Origin of the sequence: Mycobacterium sp. (assembly GCF_036488105.1) — a bacterium.
In the GTDB taxonomy this organism is placed as follows: Bacteria; Actinomycetota; Actinomycetes; order Mycobacteriales; family Mycobacteriaceae; genus Mycobacterium.
The window spans coordinates 1-2043 of sequence record NZ_DASXHW010000130.1; the positions used below are offsets into that span (position 1 = coordinate 1).

Sequence of the window (2043 nt, forward strand, 5' to 3'; positions counted from 1 at the left end):
CTTGCCGCGCTGGGCTTTCCAGCTGAACCGATCAGAGTCGACGACGACGGGCCGCTGACCGCCGATGTTGCCCGCGCGCTGAGCCGCGGGGTGCGCGCGATCGTGGTGACAACGCGCGCCCAGAATCCGACCGGTGCCGCCGTCTCCGCCGCACGGGCAAAGGAGTTGCGCGCGTTGCTCGTTGACCACGACGACGTGTTGCTCGTCGAAGACGATCATTGCGCAGGCATCGCCGGCGTACCGCTGCACACCCTGGCCGGAACCACCCGGCACTGGGCGTTCGTGCGGTCGGCGGCCAAGGCATATGGGCCCGACCTGCGACTCGCACTGCTGGCCGGCGATCGACGCACTGTTGAGCGCGTACACGGGCGGCTGCGGTTGGGACCGGGCTGGATCAGCCACCTGCTGCAAGACGTCGCGGTCGACTTGTGGCGCGACAAGGCCGCCACCCGCAGAGTGCACGAGGCCGAAACCGCCTACACCCGCAACCGCGAGCTGCTGCACGCGGCGCTGGCCGATCGCGGTGTGGCATCTCGCGGCCGCTCCGGCCTCAACGTCTGGATTCCGGTGCCGGACGAAACGGTGGCGATCACCCGGTTATTGAGCGCGGGCTGGGCCGCGGCGCCGGGAACTCGATTCCGGATCGCCACTCCGCCGGGGATACGGATCACCATCTCGAGCATCGACGTCGACGACGTCGCCGCGCTGGCCGACGCGCTCGCCGAGGCGGTCCATGCGATCGGCCGCGCCAGCATATAGGGGTGCCCGGCTGCTGTGACGGCCAGCCAATCCGATAATCAGAAGACAACTTCACCCGAAGGACGCGGATATGCGAATCAGACTTCGACAGGTGGCCTTGGTGGCTGCCGATCTGGCGTCGGCGGAGGCCAGCATCATCGATGAGCTTGGCGTAGAGCTGTGCTACCGAGACCCCGACGTCGGAGTGTTCGGTCTTCAGAACGCGCTCTTTCCGATCGGAGACAAGCTGCTCGAGGTGGTGTCGCCGGTCCAGGAAGGCACAACCGCGGGCCGCCAGCTGGACAAACGCAATGGCGACGGCGGGTACATGGTAATTCTCCAGGTTGACGATCTCGATGCGATGAGGTTGCGTATTGAAGCCAACGGCGTGCGAATTGTCTTCACCGCGGCTCGGCCGGATATCACCGGCATCCACCTGCACCCGAAAGACGTCGGCGCTGCGATTCTCTCCGTCGACCAAAGCGACCAATGGGATGACTGGCCGTGGGCCGGACCCAATTGGCGTGATCACATCACGAACCGGGTCACCGACTTGGTTGGCGTGGCAATGCAATCGGAGCATCCCGCTAGTACGGCCAACCGGTGGGCGGCGCTGCTTGGGCGTGAGGCCGCCGAAATCGGCGGCGAATACCACGTACCCCTCGACGAAGGTGTGCTGCGCTTCGTCTCACCCGGTGACGACCGGGGTGATGGGGTGTGCGCGGTGGATATGCGTGCGACGGACGGACTGATTCGTAGTACGACGCTGTGCGGGGTGCAGTTCAACCTCCTTGCATGAACGGGCAGCGCGCCCTTCACCGCCCGGCGACTCGTTGTTGGTCGAAGAAGATTTGCGATTGCGAAGTTATCCGCAGTTGCGGTTTGATCCACAGGTTGGGCTTTGCGCCATCTGCTGAGGCCAGGATTGTCGGGCTGATTCGTAGGTTCGAAATATGGGTCCAGCGATCAGCGCCGACGAGGCACGAGAACGGATCACTTCCGCTCTCGATGCGATCGACGCCGCCCACGACGTGATGCGCGATACGCCGTCGGATCTGGTGGGCAACAGGTTTCGCGTTGACGCCGCAGCGCGATTGGAAACCCAGGAGCGCGCCAACCGCGGCCTGATGTACCGCATTTTCGCCGAGATCGCCGACCCCCCGGATGAGGCCGGGTCGATAGCGCAGATGCGATCGGTGTTGTGGAAGCGACTGCGTATCACGCCCAACGAAATCAGCCGACGGTGCAAGCTCGCGGTTCGGATCCGCCCGCGCCGTTCGCTGACCGGCCCGCCGCTTCCGCCGG

3 protein-coding genes are annotated in these 2043 nt (G+C 65.3%); all 3 read left to right on the forward strand.

All coding sequences use genetic code 11. The annotated features are described in order from the left end of the window. Positions 1-759: aminotransferase class I/II-fold pyridoxal phosphate-dependent enzyme (locus VGH54_RS06960; RefSeq protein ID WP_331511203.1), on the forward strand; the 759-nt coding region annotated here is incomplete at its 5' end. Positions 760-829: 70 nt separating this feature from the next. After that, complete coding sequence (locus tag VGH54_RS06965; RefSeq protein WP_331511204.1) at positions 830-1537, forward strand: VOC family protein; 708 nt, start codon at positions 830-832, stop codon at positions 1535-1537. 154 nt (positions 1538-1691) lie between these two features. After that, positions 1692-2043, forward strand: a 352-nt coding sequence (locus VGH54_RS06970) for a DUF222 domain-containing protein (protein WP_331511205.1), incomplete at its 3' end; no start/stop codon positions are given.